Origin of the sequence: Bartonella sp. AP4SXKL, from assembly GCF_042195845.1 — a bacterium.
Classification (GTDB): domain Bacteria; phylum Pseudomonadota; class Alphaproteobacteria; order Rhizobiales; family Rhizobiaceae; genus Bartonella.
The window spans coordinates 1-1,189 of sequence record NZ_JBHIPA010000053.1 but is presented as its reverse complement, the minus strand read 5'-3'; the positions used below and the strand labels follow the sequence as shown (position 1 = coordinate 1,189).

The following is a 1,189-nucleotide window of genomic DNA, read 5'->3' as shown; positions in this document are numbered from 1 at the left end:
AATGGCGAAGAGCAAGTTTGAACGAACAAAACCGCATGTTAATATTGGTACGATTGGTCACGTTGATCATGGGAAGACCTCGTTGACAGCAGCGATTACGAAATATTTTGGTGAATTTAAAGCTTATGACCAAATTGACGCTGCGCCAGAGGAACGCGCACGTGGAATTACTATTTCTACAGCACACGTTGAGTATGAAACGGAAAATCGTCACTATGCGCACGTTGATTGTCCAGGACACGCTGATTATGTGAAAAACATGATCACAGGGGCAGCACAGATGGATGGTGCTATTTTGGTTGTTTCAGCAGCTGATGGCCCAATGCCTCAGACACGTGAGCATATTTTGCTTGCACGTCAGGTTGGTGTTCCAGCAATTGTTGTTTTTCTTAATAAAGTTGATCAGGTTGATGATGCAGAACTTTTGGAGCTTGTAGAGCTTGAGGTTCGGGAACTTTTATCCAAATATGATTTCCCAGGCGATGATATACCAATTGTTAAGGGTTCTGCGTTGGCAGCTCTTGAGGATAAGGATAAAAGCATTGGTGAAGATGCTGTTCGTCTTTTAATGAGTGAAGTTGATAATTATATCCCAACCCCTGAACGTCCTGTTGATCAACCATTTTTGATGCCGATAGAAGATGTATTTTCGATTTCGGGTCGTGGAACCGTTGTTACGGGTCGTGTTGAGCGTGGTGTTATTAAAGTTGGAGAGGAAATCGAGATTATCGGTATTCGTCCAACGTCTAAGACGACGGTTACAGGCGTTGAAATGTTCCGCAAGCTTTTAGATCAAGGTCAAGCAGGTGATAATATAGGGGCTCTGCTACGTGGTGTTGACCGTGAAGGGATTGAGCGTGGTCAAGTATTGGCGAAGCCAGGATCCGTTACACCTCATACACGGTTTAAAGCAGAAGCTTACATTTTGACAAAAGATGAAGGTGGACGTCATACACCATTTTTCACGAATTATCGTCCTCAGTTTTACTTCCGTACGACGGATGTTACAGGTATTGTTACGCTTCCAGAAGGAACGGAAATGGTTATGCCAGGTGACAATGTTGCGATGGATGTTTCGTTGATCGTTCCGATAGCGATGGAAGAGAAACTTCGTTTTGCTATTCGTGAAGGTGGTCGTACTGTTGGTGCCGGTATCGTCTCTAAGATCATTGAATAAATAATGCTTGTT

1 protein-coding gene is annotated in these 1,189 nt (G+C 43.6%); it reads left to right on the top strand.

What is annotated here, in order from left to right:
• Window position 1 precedes the first annotated feature (1 nt).
• A complete protein-coding gene (gene tuf, locus ACFIMI_RS09605; RefSeq protein ID WP_012755022.1) occupies window positions 2-1,177 on the top strand; it encodes an elongation factor Tu in 1,176 nt (391 codons plus the stop codon).
• Window positions 1,178-1,189 lie beyond the last annotated feature (12 nt).